The following is a 20,504-nucleotide window of genomic DNA, read 5'->3' on the forward strand; positions in this document are numbered from 1 at the left end:
CGTCTCACCCTTCGGCCGGGTACACCCGCTCGTCCGCGCGAGGCATATCGAGCAGCGGAACCGGCGCGGTGAGCGCATCGACCGCATCCGCTCCGGCCGAATCCTCCGGCGCCCGGTCCGCTCTGCGGTCGGCCAGAGCGGCACGCATGCCTCCCGTGACCGCCGTCTCGATGACCATCTCCGTGTCGAGCACGCGTGATGCGGCGACCTGCTGCGCGGCGAGCTCGGCATAGAGACCGCCCAGAGCGAGGAGTTCGGCATGCGTTCCCGACTCCACGATCAGACCCGCCTCGACGACGTGGATGACATCTGCGCCCATGATCGTCGAGAGACGGTGCGCGATCGTGAGCGTCGTCCGCCCCTTCGCGGCCTCGTCCAGTGCCTCCTGCACGACCCGCTCCGACACGGTGTCGAGAGCGGAGGTGGCCTCGTCGAGCAGAAGCACGGGCGGATCCTTCAGCAGCACACGCGCGATCGCGATGCGCTGCTTCTCTCCGCCCGAGAGACGGTATCCCCGCTCCCCGACCACCGTGTCGTAGCCGTCTTCGAACCCGCTGATGATGTGGTGGATGTTCGCCGCGGTGCAGGCCGCGATCATCTCCTCGTCGGTCGCCTCCGGGCGGGCGTAGAGGAGGTTCTCGCGGATCGTGGCGTGGAACAGGTAGGTCTCCTGAGACACGATGCCGACCTGATCGATGATGGACTCCTGCGTGAGGGTCTTCACGTCCGCGCCCGCGAAGAGCACGGCGCCGCTGTGCGCCTCGTACAGCCGCGGAGCGAGGTACAGCACCGTCGTCTTGCCGGCGCCGGACGGACCCACGAATGCCACGTGCTGTCCCGGTTCGGCGACGAACGACACGCCCTGCAGCGTGGGTCGAGCGTCCGGCGCCGCATCCGGGTAGCGGAAGACGACATCCGCGAACTCGATCCGTCCGCGCGGCCCCGGGGCTTCGGCGACGGTGATCGCATCCGGAGCGTCCTGGATCTCGGGGACGAGGTCGAGGTATTCGAAGATGCGCGCGAACAGCGCGGATGATGTCTGAAGGTCGAGCGACACCCGCATGAGTCCCATCAGCGGCTGCAGAAGACGCGCCTGGACGGTCGTGAAGGCCACGACGGTGCCGGCGGTGATGGCGCCGCTGCCGCCGGCGATGAGGTAGCCCGAGACGAGGTAGATGACGGCGGGCACGCTCGCCATCAGCACCTGGACGACGGCGAAGAAGCCCTGGCCGCTCATCGCTCGCCGCACCTGCAGCGTGACTTGGTTGCGATTCTCGGCCTGGTATCGCTGGGACTCCGTGCGCTGGCGGTTGAACGCCTTCGACAGCAGCATCCCCGAGACGCTCAGCGTCTCCTGCGTGATGGAGGTGAGCTCCGAGAGGGACTCCTGCGTCTCTCCCGCGATGCGCGCACGCACCTGGCCCACGCGGCGTTGGACGATGATCAGGAACGGCATCAGCACGACGGCGATCAGAGTGAGACGCCAGTCGATGAGGATCATCGCGACGAGCGACGCGATCACGGTGACGACATTGCCCAGGATGCTGGTGACGGTGTTCGTCAGCACCCCTGAGACGCCGCCGACGTCGTTCTGCAGGCGGGACTGGATCACGCTTGTCTTCGTCCGGGTGAAGAAGCCGAGTTCCATCGCCTGCAGGTGCTCGAACAGGCGCACACGGAGGTCGCCGGTGACGCTGTTGCCGACCGTCGAGGTGAGCCAGGTCTGAGCCACTCCGAGCACGGCCGAGACGAGGAAGAACCCGACCATCGCCGAGACGAGCCAGATCAACAGCTGCAGCTGCGGACCCCCGCCGTCTACCGGGAAGAGGGCGTCGTCGAAGATGCGCTGGACGATCAGCGGAGGGATCACCGCGATCGCGGCGCCGATGACGACCAGCACGCCGGTCCAGAAGATGCGCCATCGGTAGGGCCGGAAGAGGGCGATCACTCTGGCGCCCAGGCCGCTGATCCGGGGCGCCTCTGCGTTGAGCCGACGCTGCGCGGTCTCATCCACCCCGCGGAATCCACCGCGTCCGCCACCCATGCTCATCACGCCAGCGTAGTCAGCGAGGTCGACATCGGGACCGATGCGGCGCGGCTGAGCCTCCGCTGAGAGCGGATTCGCCCGGATCCGGAATGGAATGTCAGAAGCTGTGGTTACGCTGAATGTCCAACGCGCACTCGCGCGCCTTCCCTCTTTCTCTCGTGCCCAGGAGGCCGTATGTCTGCCGTCGACACCGGTTCGATCACCACGCCCCCGGCTGCGGCGAGCGGTGAGATCGCTCGCAGCGACATGCGCGTGATCTGGCTGCTTCTCGTCGCCGCGTTCGTCGCCATCCTCAACGAGACGACGATGGGGATCGCGATCCCGCATCTGAACTCCGATCTGGGCATCCCGCCCGAGCTCGGCCAGTGGCTGACGAGCGCGTTCATGCTGACCATGGCCGTCGTGATCCCGACCACCGGGTTCATCCTGCAGCGCTTCACGACCCGCCAGGTCTTCATCGCGGCGATGGTCTCGTTCTCGCTCGGCACGCTGGTCGCCCTCGTGGCGCCCGGCTTCGGGGTCCTCCTCGTGGGTCGAGTCATCCAGGCCGCCGGCACCGGAATCATGATGCCGCTGCTCATGACGACGATCATGAACGTGGTCCCTCCGCAGTCGCGCGGTCGCATGATGGGCCGGGTCGGCCTCGTCATCTCGCTCGCTCCCGCGATCGGCCCGACGCTCGCCGGCGCGGTCCTCGAGACGCTCCACTGGCGCGCGCTGTTCGCGATCATCCTGCCGATCGCCCTCATCTCGCTCTTCATCGGGGTCAAGTGGATGACGAACCTCGGAGAGACGCGCAAGGTTCCCCTCGACGTGCTCTCCATCCCGCTCGCGGCACTCGGCTTCGGCGGCATCGTCTTCGGTCTCAGCCAGTTCGGCGGCGAGGGCGGATCCGGCGAGACCAGCGGCGTGATCGCACTCGTCGTGGGTGCCGTCGCCCTCGCGCTGTTCGTCTGGCGTCAGCTGGTGCTGCAGCGCATCGATGACGCTCTGCTCGATCTGCGGGTGTTCCGCTCGGTCAACTTCACGTTCGCGGTCATCATCATGGCGATCCTCGCGCTGTCGATGTTCGGCACGCTGACGCTGCTCCCGCAGTACCTGCAGAACGTCGCCGGACTCAACGCCCTCGAAGCAGGTCTCATCCTGCTTCCCGGCTCCGTGCTGATGGGTCTGCTCGGCCCCGTCATGGGTCGCGTGTACGACGCCCGCGGAACGCGCCCGCTGCTGATCCCCGGAACGATCCTCGTGTCGGCAGCGCTTTTCTATTACTCGACCGTCGGAGAGCACACCGTGTGGTGGGTGCTGATCATCGTGCAGGCCGCGATGTCGGTCGGGCTCGCAATGTCCTTCACGCCCCTGTTCTCCGCATCGCTCGGATCACTGCCGCGCTCGCTGTACTCGCACGGCTCCGCGGTGCTGAACACTCTCCAGCAGGTCGGCGGGGCCGCCGGCGTCGCCGTCCTCACCGTCACCTATTCCGCCATCCTGCACGCAGGAGAGGCCGAGGGACTGGAGACGGCCGCGGCTGGAGCACCTGGCGCTCGGATGGCGTTCCTCATCGCCGCGATCATCTCGCTCGCCGCCGTCGCGCTGAGCGCGTTCGTCCGCAAGCCCGCAGACGATCTGGCCGACGCGATGCATGGCGGGCACTGAACGTCGCCGCTGCGGCGGCGTCTGATCGCTACTGCGTCTTCGGCGCAGGGAAGTGGCAGACGCCGCCGCTGCAGTACCCGGCGGCGTCGTCATCGAGAAGGTTCGGAGTTCCGGTCAGCGGCTGAAGCACGGTCGGTGCGTCCTGCTCTGCGGAGTCCTGTGTCTTGGCCATCATTCGATCGTACGCCCGTGGCGACGAGATGGCGCGAAACGGCCCTCCTTCGCCCGACGACAGTGGCTCACCAGGAGTTCTGCCCTACGGTTGACGAGTGCTCAAACGACTCCTCGCCCGCCTCTTCTGGGCAGTCAGCCGCTGGACCCTCACTGCCGAGGCGACGCCTGTGCGACCCACCATCCTGATCGGTGCGCCGCACACGTCGAACTGGGACTTCGTCCTCATGCTGGCGATCGCGTGGCGGCTCGACATCGAGGTGCATTGGCTCGGCAAGAACAGTCTGTTCCGGGGTTGGCGGGGGCCGATCATGCGGAGCATCGGCGGCATCCCAGTCGATCGAGCCGACCCGGCACGAGTGGTCAACGACGTCGTCGCGCAGGTGCATTCCGGCAGCGTCTTCGGTCTCGTCATCACGCCCGACGGCACTCGCGGGGGCAACGAGTACTGGAAGTCCGGCTTCTACCGCATCGCAAGAGTGACCGGGATGCCGGTGACGCTCGGATTCGTCGACCGCACCACGATGACCACCGGTCTCGGGCCCACTCTCGAGCTGACGGGGGACGTCGCCGCCGACATGGACAGGATCCGCGCGTTCTACGCCGACAAGGCGGGTCTGCGTCCGGAACGCCGAACCACACCCCGACTGCGCGAGGAGCAGGCCCCCGAAGACAGCTGAGTGCGTCGAGTCAGTCGGAGTCCTCGTCGGCGATCTCCGAGCGCGTCTCGGAGCGGGCGTATTCGAGGTCCTCGTCCGAGAGGGTCTCCTTCATGCCGACCACCGCACCCGTGATCGTCCGGATCTCCTCTCGAGTCCGTTCGCTCAGCTGCGGCGCCGACTCGCCGAGCACGTCGACCCGCGCCTCGAGCGACAGCGCTGACCACCATTCCCGGATCGGGGGAAGCGTCATCATGGTCTCCTTCTCGGTCGACGCACAAGTGGCTGGACAGGATTCGAGGCCTCCCGCGAGACTGGCCGCATGGAACCCGATGACCACCCCACGCGCTCCGCGGAGCTCGACGACCGCCGCGACGGGCGCGATGAGACGCGCAACGAGCGAGCAGACCGCAACTGGGAGGAGCTGCTGCAAGAACTGCGCGTGATGCAGACGGGCACCCAGATCCTCACGGGGTTCCTGCTCGCCGTGGCATTCACTCCTCGATTCGAGGACATGGACGAGTTCCAGCGAGACGTGTACGTGGTGCTGGTGGGGCTCGCCGCGGTGGCCACGATTCTGGCGCTGGCACCGGTGGGGATGCATCGAGCGCTGTTCGGCCGCCGCCGCAAGCCCGAACTCGTGCGGGTTGCCGCTCGCATCGTGAAGATCGATCTCGTGGCGATCGCCGCGCTCACGATCGGCGTCACGACCCTCATCATCGATTTCACCGTCGACCGCTCCGCGGGGCTCATCGCGCTCGTGTCCTCATGCGTGGCTGTGCTCCTCCTGTGGCTCGTCCTCCCCCGCCTCGTGCGGCGCGAGGCCGAACGAGGCGGGGCGGACGACAAGACCTGACGCGAGGTTCCCCGCAGAGGTCAGCGGCCGGCCGGGGTGCGGTTCTCGGCGCTGACCATCCATGCGAACTGCTCGAGGCTCTCGAGCACCGCGTGCAGGATGTCGGCAGAGGTGGGATCTTCTTCGTCGACCGCGTCGTGCACGTCGCGGATCGTTCCGACGACGGCATCCAGACGCGCGGTCACGAGATCGATGGTGTCGGTCGTCGAGACCTCGCCCATCGGGAACGCGGGAAGCGACGTCGACTCGGCGATCGTATCGGTGCGCCCGTCGGGCACGGCGTGCAGCGCGCGCATGCGCTCCGCGACCGTGTCGCTGAACGTGCGCGCGGCGTCGATGATCTCATCGAGCTGTCGGTGCGTGTCCCGGAAGTTGCGGCCGACGACGTTCCAGTGCGCCTGCTTGCCCTGCAGCGAGAGCTCGATCAGGTCGACGAGCACGAGCTGCAGATTGGCGGCGAGCGTCGTGGATGCCGTGAATCCCTTCTCGGCGTTCTGTCGTCTGGTCGTCTTCGCTCCGCGCTTGGATGCGGTGCCGGTCTTGGACGCGGTCTTCTCAGCCATGGAGTCCTCCTGAGGTTGGGAACTGCGAGGCTAGCTCCGCGGCGCGCCCGGATCGAGGGGGTTGACAGTCCCCCCGGTCTCATCAGATCGTGGCGCAGTGACGAAATCAGAGAGAGCACAGACGGACATCGACGAGAACGCATCGGACGTGGTGATCGGGCCCGTCTCAGAATCGGATGCGGGCGAGGTGCTCACCCTTCAAAAGGCGGCGTTCGTCTCGGAGGCGCAGATCTACGGCAGCGCCGACATGCCTCCGCTGACCCAGACCCTGCCCGAAGTCGAGGCCGAGCTGCGGTCGAGCAGGGGGCTGACAGCCCGCCAGAACGGCCGTCTGGTGGGAGTGATCCGATTCGTCGAAGCCGACGGAGTGCTGCTGATCGGCCGGATAGCGATAGCCCCCGACATGCAGGGCGAGGGCATCGGACGCACGCTGCTCGACGCGGCCGAGCGTTCGTCGACGGCCCGCGAAGCCGAGCTCTTCACCGGCAGCCTGAGCGAAGCGAACATACGTCTCTACAAGGCGTGCGGCTATGAAGAGGCGGAGCGGGTGCCCCAGGGCGACGGAACCGAGCAGGTGTTCCTGAGAAAACCTCTGCATCAGGTGGGAGACCCCTCCGAACCGGGCGCGTCGGGTTGAATCGCCCCAGGGGTGTGCGGAATCGTAGCCCGGACGCGTCGCACCCGCGGCGTGACCGCAACCGGAAGGAGAGTCTCGTGCTCACCCTCACCGATAACGCCACCGCAATCGTGAACACCCTCGTCAGCCGTCAGACCGACGCCACCGACGCAGGCCTTCGCATCCATTCCACGCCTACTGCCGGCCCGGACGGGGGCGCACGCCTCGCGGTCCTCGTGACCCCGGACCCCGAGCCCGACGACCGGGTGGTCGAGGTCGCCGGCACCCGACTCTTCCTCGACGAGGCCGCTGCCGCAGCGCTCGATGAGAAGGTGCTCGACGCCGGTGTCGACGACGAAGGCTCTGTGTCCTTCGCGGTTCTCCCGCAGGTCGCCTGAACGACAGGATCACCGGATGCCGCGGCTCATCGAGCCGCGGCATCCGTGTCTGTGTGGGGCGGCCGCGCATCCGCCTCGCGTAGGTTAGGTGGGGACCCGCGATCGTCGCGGATTCAGAGAGATCGTTCACCCGCATGAAGCTGGCACTGCTCCGTCGCTACGTCGTCGTCGCCGAGACGCTGCACTTCCCCCGAGCCGCCAAGCAGCTGGGCATCCCCCTGGCATCGCTCTACACCTCTCTCGACAAGCTCGAGGACGAGGTGGGACACACCCTGATCAACCGCGAAGGGACACCGAGGCTGACGAGCGTCGGCGAGCTGTTCCTCGTCGAGGCTCAGGCGACTGTGGCCGCTGCTCCCCCGCCCGCGCCGAAGACGGTGGGCCCGGCCGGCGGCAAGGCCAAGGCGTCGAAGGGCAAAGGCCGTGCGCCCGTCGTGAAGGGGCAGCCGAAGCCCTACAAGAAGCGTCAGGGGCGCTGAGCCTCAGACCTCGCTCACCTGGCCGTTCTCGACGCTCCATCGACGGTTCGTCTGCACGGCCTCCAGCATCCGCCGGTCGTGCGTCACGAGCAGCAGCGTGCCCGCGTACGACTCGAGCGCCTGCTCGAGCTGCTCGATGGCCGGCAGATCGAGGTGGTTCGTGGGTTCGTCGAGCACCAGCAGGTTGACTCCGCGCGCCTGCAGCAGCGCCAGCGCCGCCCGGGTGCGCTCGCCCGGAGACAGGGCGCCGACGGGGCAGGTGACGTGGTCGGCTCTGAGGCCGAATTTGGCCAGCAGGGTGCGCACCTCCGCCGATGTCAGCTCGGGAACGAGAGCCTCGAACGCGTCCGCGAGCGCCGCGTCACCGGTGAGCAAGGATCGGGCCTGATCGATCTCGCCGATCTGCACGCTGCTCCCGAGACTCGCCGTCCCCTCGACCGGCTCCTGCCGCCCGAGAAGAGCTCGCAGCAGCGTCGACTTGCCGGCACCGTTCGGGCCGGTGATGCCGATGCGGTCGCCGGCATCGATCTGCAGCGAAAGCGGCCCCATGGTGAAGGTCCCCTGCCGGAACACCGCACCGCTGAGCGTGGACACCACACTGCTCGATCGAGGCGCCGAACCGATCGTGAACTCCAGCTGCCACTCCTTGCGGGGCTCCTCGACCTCGTCGAGGCGCGCGATCCGGCTCTCCATCTGACGCACCTTCTGCGCCTGCTTCTCGCTCGACTCGGCTGACGCCTTGCGCTTGATCTTGTCGTTGTCCGGCGACTTCCTCATCGCGTTGCGCACACCCTGGCTCGACCACTCGCGCTGGGTGCGGGCACGCGAGACGAGGTCGGCCTTCTTGTCGGCGAACTCGTCGTACTTCTCCCGCAGGTGCCGGCGCACGACGGCTCGTTCTTCGATGAAGGCGTCGTAGCCGCCGCCGTAGAGGCGATTCGATCCCTGTGCGAGATCGAGCTCGAGCACACGAGTCACGCTGCGCGCCAGGAACTCGCGGTCGTGGCTGACGAGCACGACACCGCCACGGAGTCCGCGGACGAACGACTCGAGTCGATCGAGCCCATCGAGGTCGAGATCGTTGGTCGGCTCGTCGAGGAACACGATGTCGAAGCGCGACAGCAGCAACGCCGCGAGCCCGACGCGAGCAGCCTGACCACCCGAGAGCCCCGTCATGAGCGCATCAGCCGCGACACCGCTGCCGCTCGGGAGCCCGAGGTCGGCGAGCGCGGCAGGGATGCGGTCGTCGAGATCGGCCGCCCCGCTTGCGAGCCACCGGTCGAGCGCCTGAGAGTAGGTGTCGGCCGGGTCTGCGCCCGCCGGGGCGAGCGTCGGGTCTCCGAGCGCCGCCGCAGCCGCATCCATATCTCGCGTCGCCGCCGCGCACCCGGTGCGGCGCGCGATGTACTCCGCGACCGTCTCACCTTCCACTCGCTCGTGCTCCTGTGGCAGCCACCCGACGAACGCGTCAGTGGGTGCGAGCGAGATCGACCCTCCCATCGGCGCTTCCACCCCGGCGAGAAGGCGGAGAAGCGTCGATTTGCCCGCTCCGTTCGCCCCGACGACGCCGATCACGTCGCCAGGAGCGACCGTCAGGTCGAGCCCCTCGAAGAGGATGCGGTGGCCGTAGCCGCCTGCCAGGTTCTGGGCGACGAGGGTGGCGGTCATCAGACCATCATCTCAGGCGGCGAGGGAATCTCAGACTCGGGTCGGGTCGTCAGAGAACGACCTGATCGTGCGTCGCGATCCCGAACTCCTGCTCCGGATACCGCAGTCCTGAGAAGTACATGTTGGTGTGTGCGACGATCTGCTCGCCCGAGATCGGCACGCCGTCCCATGCGGTGTCGACCGTGGTGTGCGCGTCGCTCACGAGCGTGACGTCGTACCCCTCGGCTGCTGCGCGCTGCGTGGTGGTGCGCACGCAGAAGTCGGACTGCGCGCCGGTGATCACCAGACGCGTCGCACCCAGCTCGTCGAGCGTCGCGCGCAGGGTCGTGTCGGCGAACGAGTCCCGGTAGTCCTTGCGCACGAGGGGCTCGCCCTCTGCGCGATGCAGCGGAGCCGCCAGCTCCCATTCAGGCGTGCCCACGCCGACGGGGTCGTGATGCACCCAGACGACGGGCACTCCGGCTGCGCGAGCTCTGTCGACCAGGGCTGCGGCGCGGGAGAGCACGCCCTGTTCGTCGAAGCACCCGGGGGTCACTCCGGCCTGCAGATCGATCGCGAGGACGACGGTGCGGCCAGATGCTGCCATCGGAGTCAGTCCCAGTCCAGGTATTCCTCGATGATCACGCCGGTCTCGATCGGGTGGTGCATCGGGAACAGGTGGTCGCCCGCGATCGTCTTGATGCTCGACCGGTCAGGGATCGTCGCCTGCAGTGCTTCTGCGTTCGCTGCGGGGGTGTCGGTGTCTTCGGTCCCCTGCACGATGAGCACGGGGATCGCCGGTGCGACCGCGATGTCGACGTCCTCGACACCGAGCAGCAGCAGGCCGTTGGCCCGGTCGCTGTGCGCTGACACCAGCGCACGTGCGATCGTGCCGCCGAAGCCGTGACCGCCGACCCAGGTGTCTTCGATGCCCACGTGATCGATCACGGCGATGGCGTCCTCGACGCGCTCGTCGAGCGTCGCCTCGGACTCCGACCGGTGCCCGATCCGCAGCACGTGGAAGCCCGCCTCCTCGGCGAGGTAGTGCGCGGCGACGCCCAGAACGTCGGCGGCGAGCCCCTGCTCCTGGATCAGAACCAGCTTCACGGGGCCGTCTCCCTCGTCCACGAAGGGGATCGCGCGGCCCTCTGGCTCGAAGATCTGGGTATCGGTCATGGGCGCGCGGCTCCTCGTTCGAGTGTCAGGGATCGATATCAAGCGTAGTCCGAGCAGGACGCGAAGATCGGCCCCGCGCGACGCCCCGCCGCCCAGGGGCATAGAGTCAGGGCAGGAGCTGACCCTGGTTCCCCGAAGATGGGAACCCGTTGTCCGACACGACACGCTCGTCCGCAGTTCGCACGTCACCCTCGACTTCGACCGCGACCCAGGGGCTTCTGACCCTCGGTGTGCTGGCGAACTCCTCGATGGAGAACGAGCGACGCCTCCCCATCCATCCCCGCCATCTCGACCGCATCGACGCGGATATTCGTGCTCGCATGATCGTCGAGCGCGCCTACGGCACCGATTTCCAGCTCGAGCCCGGCTACGTCGAAACCCGCGTGGGACGCGTCGCCGATCGCGCCGAGGTGCTCGCCTCCGCCGACGTCCTGCTGCTGCCCAAACCGCAGCTCGCAGACGTCGCCGAGCTCGCCGAGGGGCGGATCCTCTGGGGATGGCCGCACTGCGTGCAGGATGCGGCACTCACGCAGACCGCGATCGACAGCCGCCTCACACTGATCGCGTTCGAGGCCATGAACCACTGGACCTCACAGGGCGACATGAGTCTGCACGTCTTCCACAAGAACAACGAGCTGGCCGGTTACTGCTCGGTCATCCATGCTCTGAGCCTCGTCGGTTCGACCGGCGACTACGGGCCGCGACTTCGCGCCGTCGTCATCGGTTTCGGCGCGACGGCACGAGGCGCAGTGACCGCACTGAACGCGCACGGAGTCCACGACATCGAAGTCCTCACGCAGCGCGGGGCAGCGGCGGTGGGCTCCCCCATCCACAACTCTCATCTCACCCAGCTCAACACCGACGACGGGCCCACGCACCTCAGCACAGTCGAGACGGAGGACGGCCCCGTGCTCCTCCCCGATTTCCTGGCGACGTACGACATCGTCGTCAACTGCACCCTGCAGGACGTCGCAGCGCCGTTGACGTATCTGCGAACCGAGGACCTCGACCGATTCGCATCGGGCAGCCTGATCATCGACGTCTCCTGCGACGAGGGCATGGGCTTCGAATGGGCCATCCCGACGTCGTTCGAGGAGCCGATGTTCACGGTGGGTCAGGGCGTGAACTACTACGCCGTCGATCACAGCCCGTCATACCTGTGGAATTCCGCCACGTGGGACATCAGCGAAGCGCTGCTGCCCTTCCTCCGCACCGTGCTCTCGGGTCCCGAAGCATGGGCTGAGAACTCGACGCTCACACGCGCGATCGAGATCCGCCAGGGAGTGATCCAGAACCCCAGCATCCTGAGCTTCCAGGGCCGAGACGCCACCTACCCGCACCCCCTCGTCGCGTAGCGAGGGTCCGAGCTTCGCAGACGGCGACGGCAGCCGCCGTCACCGGCCCGAGGCGAGATCAAGACCGTGCGCGTGGCCTTGCGCGACTACGCGTGCCAAGCACGCGCCACGGCCTCACCCCAGCCTCAGACGCCTTCTCACTCGGAGTGATCGCTGCGGTCTTCGAGGTCGGGTTCCGTCCGCAGCACATCGGCGATCTCCTCCTCCGGTCGCGGCGCGACGGTCTCGTCGAGTTCGAGTTCCGGGACCGACGGCTCGTCCGGGGCGGGTATGTGCACATTGTGATCAGACACGGCGAAGTCCTTCGGTCGGCAACACGGCTAGCGTACGCCGCTAGATGTGCCGTTTCAGCCCGACGTGGGCAGTCTGATATCCGAGTCGGGTATAGAAGGCGCGAGTCCGATCACGTGCTTCGTCTGTGGTCACCTGCGCCAGTCGCGCGCCCCGCGCGCGACCGAACTCGTGTGCCCACTCGAGCATCGCCGTGCCCAAGCCCCGTGACCGCTCCCCCGGCGCAACCCGCAGTCCCTCGATCTGCAATCGGGTCGAACCACCGCGCGAGAGGCCGGGGATGACGGTGAGTTGCATCGTGGCGACCATGCGGTCGGCACTGTCGCGGACAACCCCCAGATAGTGGGAACTGTCGCGAGCGACCGCGCTGAAGGCGGCTTCATATCGCTCGAGCTCGACGCTCTCACGGTCCGAGCCGAATTGATCATCGAGCAGCAGTGCGGCGATGGCCTCGATGTCATCACGGCTCGCACGCTCGAGCCGGAAGGTCCGGTCGGCGACCTGCAGTCGCCCACGGACAGAGGACCGCGCGTCCGCCTGCAGTCTGGCCACAAGCAGGTCGAGCCACCCGCCGACGTTGGCGCGAGCCTCAGCGGTATCGGGATAGCGGCATCGCAGGTGCAGGCCCGACTCATCGAGGATGAACCACAGCATGACGCCGTCGGTGTCGGTCGCCGCGCTGACATACTGGGCGTCGAGCGCGACGGAGTCGATTCGCACAGGTAGCCTGCGCAGGTCCAGCCATGAGATCGCGAACATCCCAGGCGCTACGGGCATGCCACCCCACGGAGCGAGTACGTCGGCGAGCGGCCACGCACCGAGTTGCACCGCCTCTTTCACCGCGGCCGCCGCCGCGCGCGGCTCGGCGACGTCCGACTCGAGGACGGAGTTGGTGATGAACCAGCCGACCGAGTCATGCCACGTGTCCTCGAAGCGGCTGTGCACGGGAAACACGGCTCGAAGCGGGGTGCCCGCCAACTCGCGCGTCACCGCGGTCATCGCGACCACCGCGCGTGCGAGGGTCGAGACGCCGTCGTCACGCGCCTGCACGGCAAAGGCTGCGGCGTCGTCGACGTCGAACACATCGCGCACTTCCACGCGCTCACGATGCGGCTCGGGCGTGCCGAGCGGCAACGGGAACTGCGGCATCACACCGCCGCTGTCCTCGATGATGGCTTTCCATCGCTGACGAACGTGGTCTGGCGCAGCATCCCGATCGAGCAATGCTTGCGTGTGTTCGACGAACGCCGGCGCCGCCTCCGGCATCGGTTTCGCGCCTGCCCTCTCGGCATCGAGGGCAGACAGCAGGTCGCGCGCGATCACCAGCATCGACCACATGTCGACGTGCGCGTGGTCCGCCGCGATCACGACCGTGAGCCCCGCAGCGGTCTCCAACACGCACAGGCGATGCGAAGGATGCTGGTACGGCGAACATGCCGCGTCGAGGATGTCCCGCAAGGCATCGTTGACAGCCTGGCCGGGGGCCACCTGATGCTCGACCCAGCTTCCGGGGCCGATCTCGATCTCGTGAAGCACGGGATCGCCGTCAGCACCGGGCGCGAATGCCGATCGCAGCGTGCCGTGGCGAGCGACGACAGCCAGCCAGGCATCGGCGATCGACTCGCGTCGAGTCGCTGCAGGCAGCCGGAAGGACAGTGCCATCCAGGAGCCCGATCGGTCGCCTGCTCCGACATGGAGTCGCTGATCGAATGACACGGGGATGCGTCGCCCGAGCCCAGACGCGCTCACGTCGTACCCCCAGAGCCGTCCGAACGGGAGGCGGAGGTGCGTGACGTTGGTCAGTCGCATGGGCAGTACCTTAGCGGCCCCAGATAACCTGAAAACTCCACGACTGCCCGAGCCGACGCGGTGAGTCCCCGATCGAGGAGCCCGATGCCCACTTTCGAGGTGCCCGGAGCCGAGCTGGCTGTGTCCTTGAGCGATGAAGGCGGACACCCGGTGGTCCAGCTGCACGGTCTCACGTCGAGCCGTGCCCGCGATCGAGTGCTCAATCTCGATCTGGGTCGAGGGCTCAGCGGAACACGACTGCTGCGATACGACGCACGCGGCCATGGCAGGTCGACGGGGCGAAAGGTCCCGGAGGACTACCGCTGGCACAACCTCGCCGAGGATCTTCTGCGATTGCTCGATCACTGGTTCCCGGGCGAACGCGTCCATGGAGTCGGCCCCTCCATGGGCGCCGCGACGCTCTTGCACGCCGCGTCGCTCGAGCCTGACCGCTTCACCGGGCTCACGCTCATGGTGCCGCCCACCGCGTGGGACACCAGACCCGATCAGGCCGCGAACTACCGAGCAGCGGCTGCGCTCATCGAGTCTGACGGTGTGGAAGCATTCCACGCCGCCACGCGGGGATCAGTTCCGCCCCCGGCCACCGTCGGCGCCCCGGAGACATGGCCCGACGTCGCCGACGCTCTGTTGCCGTCGTTGCTGCGCGGCGCGGCCCTCAGCGACCTTCCTGCCCCTGAGGCCGTCGCGCAGATCGATGTGCCGACGACGATCTTGGCATGGGTCGATGATCCCGGCCACCCGTTGTCGACCGCCGAATCCCTCGCCGCACTGCTCCCGAATGCAACTCTTGCGGTCGCTCGCACCCCGGGAGATGTCGAAGCGTGGCCCGAGGTCTTGCGTCAGGACGTCGAGCGTCGCGGCTAGACCGGCTGTTCGCGCCGAGTGATACCTTCATGCGGTGAGGCCAGAGTTCCGGGATACCGCAAACGCGGCTTTCGTCGTGACCATCGTCGTGGACATGCCGATCACGAAGCTCCATGCGCTGGACGTCATCGCTTTCGCGTCGGACAGTGCCATCAGAGACGCACGCACCGCGTCCCCTCGGGTGCCGCTTTCGCCCGACGCCTGGGCGGAGGTGCAGATACCACGCTTCGCCGATCCGCCGCCGATCGCCGTCGACGTCTGCTCCGATGCGAGCTTCGACGTCGCGCGGGCTGCCGCCGACCGCCTTGCGGAGGCATTGGTGCGGGTCGGCTGGACCGTGCGTGCTCTGCGTGGCGACGAGATCTGATTCGCGACCCGCGGCGTCGTGCGAGCCGCCCTCAATCTCCTCAGCGCTCGGGCCGGACCCCGCTCAGTTGTTGAAGCGGAACTCCACCACGTCGCCGTCCTGCATGACGTAGTCCTTGCCCTCGAGGCGGGCCTTGCCCTTGGAGCGGGCTTCGACGACGGAGCCGGTCTCGACGAGGTCGTCGAACGAGACGATCTCGGCCTTGATGAAGCCCTTCTCGAAGTCGGTGTGGATGACGCCGGCAGCCTGCGGCGCCTTGGATCCCTTGGGGATCGTCCACGCGCGAGCCTCTTTGGGGCCAGCGGTGAGGTAGGTCTGCAGACCGAGGGTGTCGAAGCCGATGCGGGCGAGCTGGTCGAGACCGGACTCGTCCTGGCCGGTCGACGCGAGCAGCTCTGCGGCATCCTCGGGGTCGAGGTCGATCAGCTCGGACTCGATCTTCGCGTCGAGGAAGATCGCCTTCGCCGGAGCGACCAAAGCGGCGAGCTCCGCCTTGCGCGCATCGTTCGTGAGCACGCCCTCGTCGACGTTGAAGACGAAGATGACCGGCTTGGCCGTGAGAAGCCCGAGCTCGCGGATCGGGGTCAGATCGATGCCGGCGACAGACAGCAGCACACCGCGCTCGAGGGCGTCCTTGGCCGCGTGGGCGGTCTCGAGGACGACGGGCTCGATCTTCTTGCCGCGCACCTCCTTCTCGTACCGCGTGATCGCCTTGTCGACGGTCTCGAGGTCGGCGAGCATGAGCTCGGCGTTGATGGTCTCCATGTCGGATGCCGGGTTGACCGCGCCGTCGACGTGCACGACATCGTCATCTGCGAAACCGCGCACGACCTGGGCGATCGCATCTGCCTCGCGGATGTTCGCGAGGAACTTGTTGCCGAGCCCCTCGCCCTCGCTGGCACCGCGCACGATACCGGCGATGTCGACGAACGACACCGCTGCGGGCAGGATGCGCTCGCTGCCGAATATCTCGGCGAGCTTGTCGAGACGCGGATCGGGAAGATTCACCACCCCGACGTTCGGCTCGATCGTCGCGAACGGGTAGTTCGCCGCGAGCACGTCGTTCTTGGTGAGAGCGTTGAAAAGGGTGGACTTGCCGACATTGGGCAGGCCGACGATTCCGATAGTGAGAGCCACGGGGGTCGAGTCTACCTGCCGCAGATGCGCAGCCCCTCCGGGATGCCGGTCAGGCGCGCACGGCGCGGAACGCGTGCGCCACGTAGGGGAGGTCGATCGTCGAGTCGCCCTCGAGCCCCAACTCGTCGAACAGGTCGTCCATCTGTCGCGTGATCTCCGCGCGCTCGTCGGCGGGAGCGGTGATGAGGTAGCTGCGTGAGAGCGCCATCTGGTGCAACTTCGTCCTGCTCATCGCGCGCGTCCACTCCCACTGCTGCTTCTCGACGTGCGTGAAGGGCGCCTCGATGCGCGGACCATCTGACCCGGGGCCGTTGACCATGTTCTCGGCCGGGCTGCTGTGCATGATGTCCGTCAGGCGACGAACCCACTCCACGCGCTCGTCGCGGATGTTCCAGATCAACCCGAGGACTCCCCCGGTGCGGACGACTCGTCCGAGCTCGGCAGACGCGGCTGCCGGCTGCACCCAGTGCCACGCCTGACCGAGCACGACGGCGTCGAGGCTCGCGTCGGGCAACGGCATCCGCTCGGCGGTCCCCTGGAACGTGGGAACACCGGGAACGCTCAGACGCAGGGTCTCGAGCATGGTGGCGTCCGGGTCGACGGCCACGACCTCGGCGTCCGGCGCCTGAGCGAGCACGCGAGTGAGCTTGCCCGTGCCCGCGCCGACATCGGCGATGCGACGAGAACCGTGCGGCATCGGCTCGAGCATCCACGCGACCGCTTCGAAGGGATAGTCGGGTCTCCCGGCCTCGTAGTTCGCGGCTTCGGCGCCGAAGGATGTCGCTCGCTCGGTACTCATGTCGCCAGCCTACGGCGAGTCATCCGGGAGCGTCTCGGATGCCGGGAGAGAGTGGGGATGTGCCACTGGACTTCACCGCTATCGACTTCGAGACGGCGAATTCCAGCCCCGCCTCCGCCTGCTCCGTCGGCCTCGTGCGTGTGCGCGATGGCCGGATCGTCGCGACGGCCGGATGGCTGATCCGCCCGCCCGCCGGGCACGACGAGTTCCAGGAGTGGAACACGAAGATCCACGGCATCCGGGCGCACGATGTGCGGGACGCCGCGAGCTGGGCGGATCAGTTCGACCGCCTGTGCGCATTCGCAGGTGCAGACGTGCTCGTGGCGCACAACGCGGGCTTCGACCTCAATGTGCTCCGCCGCGCGTCGGAGGCCACGGGTGGCGATTGCCCGCCGTATCGCTCGCTGTGCAGCCTGCAGGTGGCGCGCAAGACCTACGAGCTCGAGTCGTACCGTCTTCCGAAGGCCGCCGAGGCCGCCGGTTTCACCGGATTCTCGCACCATGACGCGCTCGCTGACGCGCTCGCCTGCGCGCACATCATCATCGATGCCGCCCGCCGGCACGGCGCGTCCGACGTCTTCTCCCTGGCCGATGCGCTCGCGCTGCGTGTGACCGATCCGGTCATCGCCACTCCGGAGCGCGCGGTCGCCTGAGTCGCACCGGACGAATGTCCGTGGCCGAGCGCATCATGGAGCACATGGATGCTCTCACGCTCGTTCTCTTCCTGGCCGCGCTCGTGGCCGGCGTCGCAGTGGGCTGGTTCCTCCACGGCTCGCGCGGTGCGGCGGATCTCGCCCGCATCGAGGCGGAGCTCGCCGCCGCCCGAGACGATCGCGACCGGCAGTACGACCTGTATCGGGATGCCGTCGAGCACGCGCGACTCGAGCAGCGCGCCGAGGCGCAGCGTGTGCAGCAGCAGAATGCGGTGCTCACGGCGCTCGCCCCCGTTCGCGAGAGCCTGCAGCAGATGCAGCAGAAGGTCTCGGCCATCGAGCAGGAGAGGCATGCGCAGTTCGGTTCCCTCGCGGAGCAGCTCAGGCGCGCGCAGGAGTCCGACGAGGCGCTGCGATCGACCACCGAATCGCTCGCCGGGGCGCTGCGATCGACAGCCACGCGAGGCGTCTGGGGCGAGACCCAGTTGCGCCGCGTCGTCGAGGCCGCAGGGCTGATCCGTCACGTCGACTTCGACCTGCAGTCGACCATCTCGTCAGACCGCGGCCAGGGCCGCCCCGACATGGTGATCCGCCTGGCCGGCGGCACGTCGATCGCGGTCGACGCGAAGGTGCCGCTCGACGCCTATCTCGAGGCCTCGGCGCTGCCGATCGGCGACGCGCACGAGGCCCAGCGACGCGCGCACATGCAGAAGCATGTGAAGGCGGTGCGCGCCCACATCGACGCACTCGCGAAGAAGGCCTACTGGTCGGGTCTCGACGCGAGCCCCGAGTTCGTCATCTGCTTCCTCCCGAGCGAGTCGCTCCTCGCGGCGGCCATCGATGAAGACCCGACGCTGCTGGACTACGCCTTCAGCAAGCGGGTGGCGCTCGCATCGCCCGTGAACCTGTGGGCGGTGCTCAAGACCGTCGCGTACAGCTGGACGCAGCAGGAAGTGTCGACCGAAGCACGAGCGCTGTTGAACCTGGGAACGCAGCTGTACGACCGGCTCGGGGTGCTCGCCGGTCATGCCGATGATCTTCGCCGCGCGCTCGAGCGCACGGTCGACAGCTACAACAGGTTCGCCGGCTCGCTCGAGAGCCGAGTGCTCGTGACAGCTCGGCAGTTCCCCGGCATCAGCTCGTCGACACTCGACTCGGTCGCACCCGCGGTCACCGCGCAGACCCGACGCTTCACCGCGCCTGAGCTCATGATCGACTCGGAGAAGGAACTCGACTCGAACGTCGGCATCCGCAACGCCGAGGGCGAGGCATCCGAGGAGCCGGGTTCACCGATTCAGGCCGACGTCGGAGACGTCCGCTCTCGTCTCGGCAACGGAGAGTCGGTGCAGACGGGCTCGGCCTTCGGAGCGATCGACCCCGAAGAGCCCCGGAACTGAGGTCAGGCGACGCCCGGCACGCCGCTGAGAAGAAGGATGACGAGACCGCTGGTCACGACGAAAGCGCCGATCATCCACCAGGAGCTGACTTCGTGCCCCTCATCGAGGCGCTTTCGGAACAGCACGTCAGCGCGACGAGCGGGGTCTGCGACAGCGGTCTTGACCACAGGCGGCGCCGGAGTCCCCGTCGGGAGAGGCACACCGGCCTCATCGACATTGATCCGCATGATGCGACCGGTGGGCGTCGTCACGATCTTGGTCGGCGCGGCCTTGGAACCATTCGTGTGCTGCGTTGTCATCGGTCTGCCCTCCTGTGCCTGCGGTGCCTGGCGGCTCCGTCGACGGCGACAAATCCAGTGACAATTGTGACACGGACGCGCGAGAAACCTCGGCTCGGCGCTGCGCACGGCGGTACCGGGTCGGTAACGATGACCGGTTCCGCTCAGATCTCAGAGATCAGAGCCACTTCGAGACGAGGTGCTCCGAGGCGATCCTCCGAAGGGTTCCCGACGCGCCGCGCAGCACGACGCTCTCGGTGTAGATGTACCCGTGCTCACGGCGGACGCCGGCCACGAGCTGCCCATCCGTGACACCCGTGGCAACGAAGATCGTGTTGTCTCCGCGCACCAGGTCGTTGGCTTCATAGACCTTGTCCATGTCGAGTCCGGCATCGATGCCGCGCTGGCGCTCGTCGTCGTCGCGAGGCCAGAGTCTCCCCTGGATGTGCCCGCCGAGCGCCTTGATGGCACACGCCGTCACGATTCCCTCAGGGCTGCCTCCGACGCCCACGCACATGTCGGTGCGCGCGGCGTGCCTGGCCGCGTTGATGCCACCGGCGACGTCACCGTCGCTCATCAGTCGCGTACCGGCCCCGGCATCCCGGATCTCCTGAATCAGCTGCTCATGACGCGGGCGGTTCAGCACCGATACGACGATCTCGTCCACCGGCTTTCCGAGGGCCCCCGCGAGCTTGCGGATGTTCTCACCGATCGGAAGACGGATGTCGACCACTCCGACGCCGGCGGGTCCCGTGACGAGCTTGTCCATGTAGAACACGGACGACGCGTCGAGCATCGAGCCCCGGTCGGAGACGGCGATGACGGAGAGCGCGTTCTGGCGCCCCGCGGCTGTCAGCGACGTGCCATCGATCGGGTCGACCGCGATGTCGCACTCGGGGCCAGTGCCTGTGCCGACCTCCTCGCCGTTGAAGAGCATCGGCGCGTTGTCCTTCTCACCCTCGCCGATCACGACACGACCCTGGAAGGCCACGGTTCCGAGGAACGCACGCATGGCATCGACGGCTGCGCCGTCGGCCGCTTCCTTCGCGCCACGACCGATGAAGGGGACGGCACGGATGGCGGCTGCCTCAGTGGCCCGCACCAGCTCCATCGCGAGATTTCGATCGGGACGAAGGGGGCTCAGATCCGCTGTAAGACTAACCATGCGGTCAGCCTAACCATCGGGCGGGCGCGAAACGCCTGTTTTCGGTCAGGCGGCGACGAAGGAAGTGCGATTCTTAACGTGGGCGCAGGAGGAGGAAGTCGGCCGGTCCGCTCCGACAGCATCC

At 67.6% G+C, this 20,504-nt stretch carries 24 protein-coding genes; 11 read left to right on the forward strand and 13 right to left on the reverse strand.

Annotated features, from left to right (window positions below):
• Positions 1-4: 4 nt before the first annotated feature.
• A complete protein-coding gene (locus AC04ME_RS17760; RefSeq protein ID WP_475436424.1) occupies positions 5-2,044 on the reverse strand; it encodes an ABC transporter ATP-binding protein in 2,040 nt (679 codons plus the stop codon).
• Positions 2,045-2,221: 177 nt separating this feature from the next.
• Here AC04ME_RS17760 and AC04ME_RS17765 point away from each other — a divergent pair, with 177 nt between their 5' ends.
• Positions 2,222-3,700: an MDR family MFS transporter gene (locus AC04ME_RS17765; protein ID WP_042542028.1), complete on the forward strand. Its 1,479-nt coding sequence runs from the start codon at positions 2,222-2,224 to the stop codon at positions 3,698-3,700.
• Between the two features lie 28 nt (positions 3,701-3,728).
• On the opposite strand, the gene AC04ME_RS17770 is transcribed toward AC04ME_RS17765, so the two are convergent.
• Complete coding sequence (locus AC04ME_RS17770) at positions 3,729-3,872, reverse strand: hypothetical protein (RefSeq protein WP_164481686.1); 144 nt, start codon at positions 3,870-3,872, stop codon at positions 3,729-3,731.
• 97 nt (positions 3,873-3,969) lie between these two features.
• Here AC04ME_RS17770 and AC04ME_RS17775 point away from each other — a divergent pair, with 97 nt between their 5' ends.
• Positions 3,970-4,551, forward strand: a complete 582-nt coding sequence (locus AC04ME_RS17775) for a 1-acyl-sn-glycerol-3-phosphate acyltransferase (RefSeq protein WP_475436371.1) — start codon at positions 3,970-3,972, stop codon at positions 4,549-4,551.
• Positions 4,552-4,561: 10 nt separating this feature from the next.
• Here AC04ME_RS17775 and AC04ME_RS17780 read toward each other — a convergent pair whose 3' ends face one another.
• Positions 4,562-4,783, reverse strand: coding sequence for a hypothetical protein (locus AC04ME_RS17780; protein WP_042542030.1), 222 nt, complete (start codon positions 4,781-4,783; stop codon positions 4,562-4,564).
• Positions 4,784-4,852: 69 nt separating this feature from the next.
• Between AC04ME_RS17780 and AC04ME_RS17785 the strand changes: the two genes are divergently transcribed.
• Complete coding sequence (locus tag AC04ME_RS17785) at positions 4,853-5,386, forward strand: DUF6328 family protein (protein ID WP_311879459.1); 534 nt, start codon at positions 4,853-4,855, stop codon at positions 5,384-5,386.
• A 20-nt stretch (positions 5,387-5,406) separates the two neighbouring features.
• Here AC04ME_RS17785 and AC04ME_RS17790 read toward each other — a convergent pair whose 3' ends face one another.
• The gene (locus AC04ME_RS17790; RefSeq protein ID WP_042542032.1) at positions 5,407-5,949 is read right to left on the reverse strand and encodes a Dps family protein; all 543 of its coding nucleotides are present in this window, start codon (positions 5,947-5,949) and stop codon (positions 5,407-5,409) included.
• Between the two features lie 97 nt (positions 5,950-6,046).
• Here AC04ME_RS17790 and AC04ME_RS17795 point away from each other — a divergent pair, with 97 nt between their 5' ends.
• From AC04ME_RS17795 to AC04ME_RS17805, 3 genes are all read left to right on the forward strand, one after another.
• Complete coding sequence (locus AC04ME_RS17795) at positions 6,047-6,586, forward strand: GNAT family N-acetyltransferase (protein WP_475436373.1); 540 nt, start codon at positions 6,047-6,049, stop codon at positions 6,584-6,586.
• A 77-nt stretch (positions 6,587-6,663) separates the two neighbouring features.
• A complete protein-coding gene (locus AC04ME_RS17800) occupies positions 6,664-6,963 on the forward strand; it encodes an iron-sulfur cluster assembly accessory protein (RefSeq protein WP_042542033.1) in 300 nt (99 codons plus the stop codon).
• A 134-nt stretch (positions 6,964-7,097) separates the two neighbouring features.
• Positions 7,098-7,442, forward strand: a complete 345-nt coding sequence (locus tag AC04ME_RS17805) for a LysR family transcriptional regulator (RefSeq protein WP_079112513.1) — start codon at positions 7,098-7,100, stop codon at positions 7,440-7,442.
• Positions 7,443-7,445: 3 nt separating this feature from the next.
• On the opposite strand, the gene AC04ME_RS17810 is transcribed toward AC04ME_RS17805, so the two are convergent.
• Genes AC04ME_RS17810 through AC04ME_RS17820 form a run of 3 tightly spaced genes read right to left on the reverse strand, consistent with a single transcriptional unit; the run spans position 7,446 to position 10,265 of the window.
• The gene (locus AC04ME_RS17810) at positions 7,446-9,110 is read right to left on the reverse strand and encodes an ABC-F family ATP-binding cassette domain-containing protein (protein WP_475436376.1); all 1,665 of its coding nucleotides are present in this window, start codon (positions 9,108-9,110) and stop codon (positions 7,446-7,448) included.
• A gap of 49 nt (positions 9,111-9,159) precedes the next feature.
• Positions 9,160-9,696 carry an isochorismatase family protein gene (locus tag AC04ME_RS17815; protein ID WP_475436378.1) on the reverse strand — a complete coding sequence of 179 codons (537 nt, stop codon included), beginning with the start codon at positions 9,694-9,696 and terminating at the stop codon, positions 9,160-9,162.
• Between the two features lie 5 nt (positions 9,697-9,701).
• Positions 9,702-10,265 carry an alpha/beta fold hydrolase gene (locus AC04ME_RS17820; protein ID WP_309687074.1) on the reverse strand — a complete coding sequence of 188 codons (564 nt, stop codon included), beginning with the start codon at positions 10,263-10,265 and terminating at the stop codon, positions 9,702-9,704.
• Between the two features lie 248 nt (positions 10,266-10,513).
• Between AC04ME_RS17820 and AC04ME_RS17825 the strand changes: the two genes are divergently transcribed.
• Positions 10,514-11,620: a N(5)-(carboxyethyl)ornithine synthase gene (locus AC04ME_RS17825; protein WP_475436426.1), complete on the forward strand. Its 1,107-nt coding sequence runs from the start codon at positions 10,514-10,516 to the stop codon at positions 11,618-11,620.
• Between the two features lie 137 nt (positions 11,621-11,757).
• On the opposite strand, the gene AC04ME_RS17830 is transcribed toward AC04ME_RS17825, so the two are convergent.
• Complete coding sequence (locus AC04ME_RS17830) at positions 11,758-11,913, reverse strand: hypothetical protein (protein WP_153302151.1); 156 nt, start codon at positions 11,911-11,913, stop codon at positions 11,758-11,760.
• Positions 11,914-11,953: 40 nt separating this feature from the next.
• Positions 11,954-13,720, reverse strand: a complete 1,767-nt coding sequence (locus AC04ME_RS17835; RefSeq protein WP_309687067.1) for a GNAT family N-acetyltransferase — start codon at positions 13,718-13,720, stop codon at positions 11,954-11,956.
• A gap of 84 nt (positions 13,721-13,804) precedes the next feature.
• Here AC04ME_RS17835 and AC04ME_RS17840 point away from each other — a divergent pair, with 84 nt between their 5' ends.
• Complete coding sequence (locus AC04ME_RS17840; RefSeq protein WP_042542039.1) at positions 13,805-14,584, forward strand: alpha/beta fold hydrolase; 780 nt, start codon at positions 13,805-13,807, stop codon at positions 14,582-14,584.
• A gap of 94 nt (positions 14,585-14,678) precedes the next feature.
• Positions 14,679-14,951, forward strand: a complete 273-nt coding sequence (locus tag AC04ME_RS17845; RefSeq protein ID WP_056376492.1) for a hypothetical protein — start codon at positions 14,679-14,681, stop codon at positions 14,949-14,951.
• A gap of 63 nt (positions 14,952-15,014) precedes the next feature.
• Here the strand turns inward: AC04ME_RS17845 and ychF are convergent, their stop codons facing one another.
• Both ychF and AC04ME_RS17855 read right to left on the reverse strand, forming a co-directional pair.
• A complete protein-coding gene (gene ychF, locus AC04ME_RS17850) occupies positions 15,015-16,088 on the reverse strand; it encodes a redox-regulated ATPase YchF (protein ID WP_042542040.1) in 1,074 nt (357 codons plus the stop codon).
• A 49-nt stretch (positions 16,089-16,137) separates the two neighbouring features.
• A complete protein-coding gene (locus AC04ME_RS17855) occupies positions 16,138-16,887 on the reverse strand; it encodes a class I SAM-dependent methyltransferase (RefSeq protein WP_042542041.1) in 750 nt (249 codons plus the stop codon).
• A 59-nt stretch (positions 16,888-16,946) separates the two neighbouring features.
• On the opposite strand from AC04ME_RS17855, the gene AC04ME_RS17860 reads away from it, so the two are divergent.
• Entirely contained in the window at positions 16,947-17,540 is a 594-nt protein-coding gene (locus tag AC04ME_RS17860; protein ID WP_042542042.1) for an exonuclease domain-containing protein, read from the forward strand.
• A 44-nt stretch (positions 17,541-17,584) separates the two neighbouring features.
• Positions 17,585-18,937: a DNA recombination protein RmuC gene (locus tag AC04ME_RS17865; protein ID WP_042542200.1), complete on the forward strand. Its 1,353-nt coding sequence runs from the start codon at positions 17,585-17,587 to the stop codon at positions 18,935-18,937.
• A gap of 2 nt (positions 18,938-18,939) precedes the next feature.
• On the opposite strand, the gene AC04ME_RS17870 is transcribed toward AC04ME_RS17865, so the two are convergent.
• Complete coding sequence (locus AC04ME_RS17870; RefSeq protein WP_042542043.1) at positions 18,940-19,236, reverse strand: hypothetical protein; 297 nt, start codon at positions 19,234-19,236, stop codon at positions 18,940-18,942.
• A 157-nt stretch (positions 19,237-19,393) separates the two neighbouring features.
• Positions 19,394-20,380, reverse strand: a complete 987-nt coding sequence (gene glpX / locus AC04ME_RS17875) for a class II fructose-bisphosphatase (RefSeq protein WP_042542044.1) — start codon at positions 20,378-20,380, stop codon at positions 19,394-19,396.
• Positions 20,381-20,504: the final 124 nt, after the last annotated feature.

It is taken from the genome of Microbacterium sp. LjRoot205 (genome assembly GCF_056175745.1).

What these genes read in the sequence shown, in the direction of transcription:
- AC04ME_RS17780 (WP_042542030.1), bottom strand. Translation starts at nt 4,783, where the DNA reads ATGACGCTTCCCCCGATCCGGGAATGGTGGTCAGCGCTGTCGCTCGAG.
- AC04ME_RS17790 (WP_042542032.1), bottom strand. Translation starts at nt 5,949, where the DNA reads ATGGCTGAGAAGACCGCGTCCAAGACCGGCACCGCATCCAAGCGCGGA.
- AC04ME_RS17825 (WP_475436426.1), top strand. Translation starts at nt 10,514, where the DNA reads ATGGAGAACGAGCGACGCCTCCCCATCCATCCCCGCCATCTCGACCGC.
- glpX (WP_042542044.1), bottom strand. Translation starts at nt 20,380, where the DNA reads ATGGTTAGTCTTACAGCGGATCTGAGCCCCCTTCGTCCCGATCGAAAT.
- AC04ME_RS17845 (WP_056376492.1), top strand. Translation starts at nt 14,679, where the DNA reads ATGCCGATCACGAAGCTCCATGCGCTGGACGTCATCGCTTTCGCGTCG.
- AC04ME_RS17835 (WP_309687067.1), bottom strand. Translation starts at nt 13,720, where the DNA reads ATGCGACTGACCAACGTCACGCACCTCCGCCTCCCGTTCGGACGGCTC.
- AC04ME_RS17870 (WP_042542043.1), bottom strand. Translation starts at nt 19,236, where the DNA reads ATGACAACGCAGCACACGAATGGTTCCAAGGCCGCGCCGACCAAGATC.
- AC04ME_RS17760 (WP_475436424.1), bottom strand. Translation starts at nt 2,044, where the DNA reads ATGGGTGGCGGACGCGGTGGATTCCGCGGGGTGGATGAGACCGCGCAG.
- AC04ME_RS17815 (WP_475436378.1), bottom strand. Translation starts at nt 9,696, where the DNA reads ATGGCAGCATCTGGCCGCACCGTCGTCCTCGCGATCGATCTGCAGGCC.
- AC04ME_RS17765 (WP_042542028.1), top strand. Translation starts at nt 2,222, where the DNA reads ATGTCTGCCGTCGACACCGGTTCGATCACCACGCCCCCGGCTGCGGCG.
- AC04ME_RS17810 (WP_475436376.1), bottom strand. Translation starts at nt 9,110, where the DNA reads ATGACCGCCACCCTCGTCGCCCAGAACCTGGCAGGCGGCTACGGCCAC.
- AC04ME_RS17785 (WP_311879459.1), top strand. Translation starts at nt 4,853, where the DNA reads ATGGAACCCGATGACCACCCCACGCGCTCCGCGGAGCTCGACGACCGC.
- AC04ME_RS17770 (WP_164481686.1), bottom strand. Translation starts at nt 3,872, where the DNA reads ATGGCCAAGACACAGGACTCCGCAGAGCAGGACGCACCGACCGTGCTT.
- AC04ME_RS17865 (WP_042542200.1), top strand. Translation starts at nt 17,585, where the DNA reads ATGGATGCTCTCACGCTCGTTCTCTTCCTGGCCGCGCTCGTGGCCGGC.
- AC04ME_RS17805 (WP_079112513.1), top strand. Translation starts at nt 7,098, where the DNA reads ATGAAGCTGGCACTGCTCCGTCGCTACGTCGTCGTCGCCGAGACGCTG.
- AC04ME_RS17840 (WP_042542039.1), top strand. Translation starts at nt 13,805, where the DNA reads ATGCCCACTTTCGAGGTGCCCGGAGCCGAGCTGGCTGTGTCCTTGAGC.
- AC04ME_RS17855 (WP_042542041.1), bottom strand. Translation starts at nt 16,887, where the DNA reads ATGAGTACCGAGCGAGCGACATCCTTCGGCGCCGAAGCCGCGAACTAC.
- AC04ME_RS17820 (WP_309687074.1), bottom strand. Translation starts at nt 10,265, where the DNA reads ATGACCGATACCCAGATCTTCGAGCCAGAGGGCCGCGCGATCCCCTTC.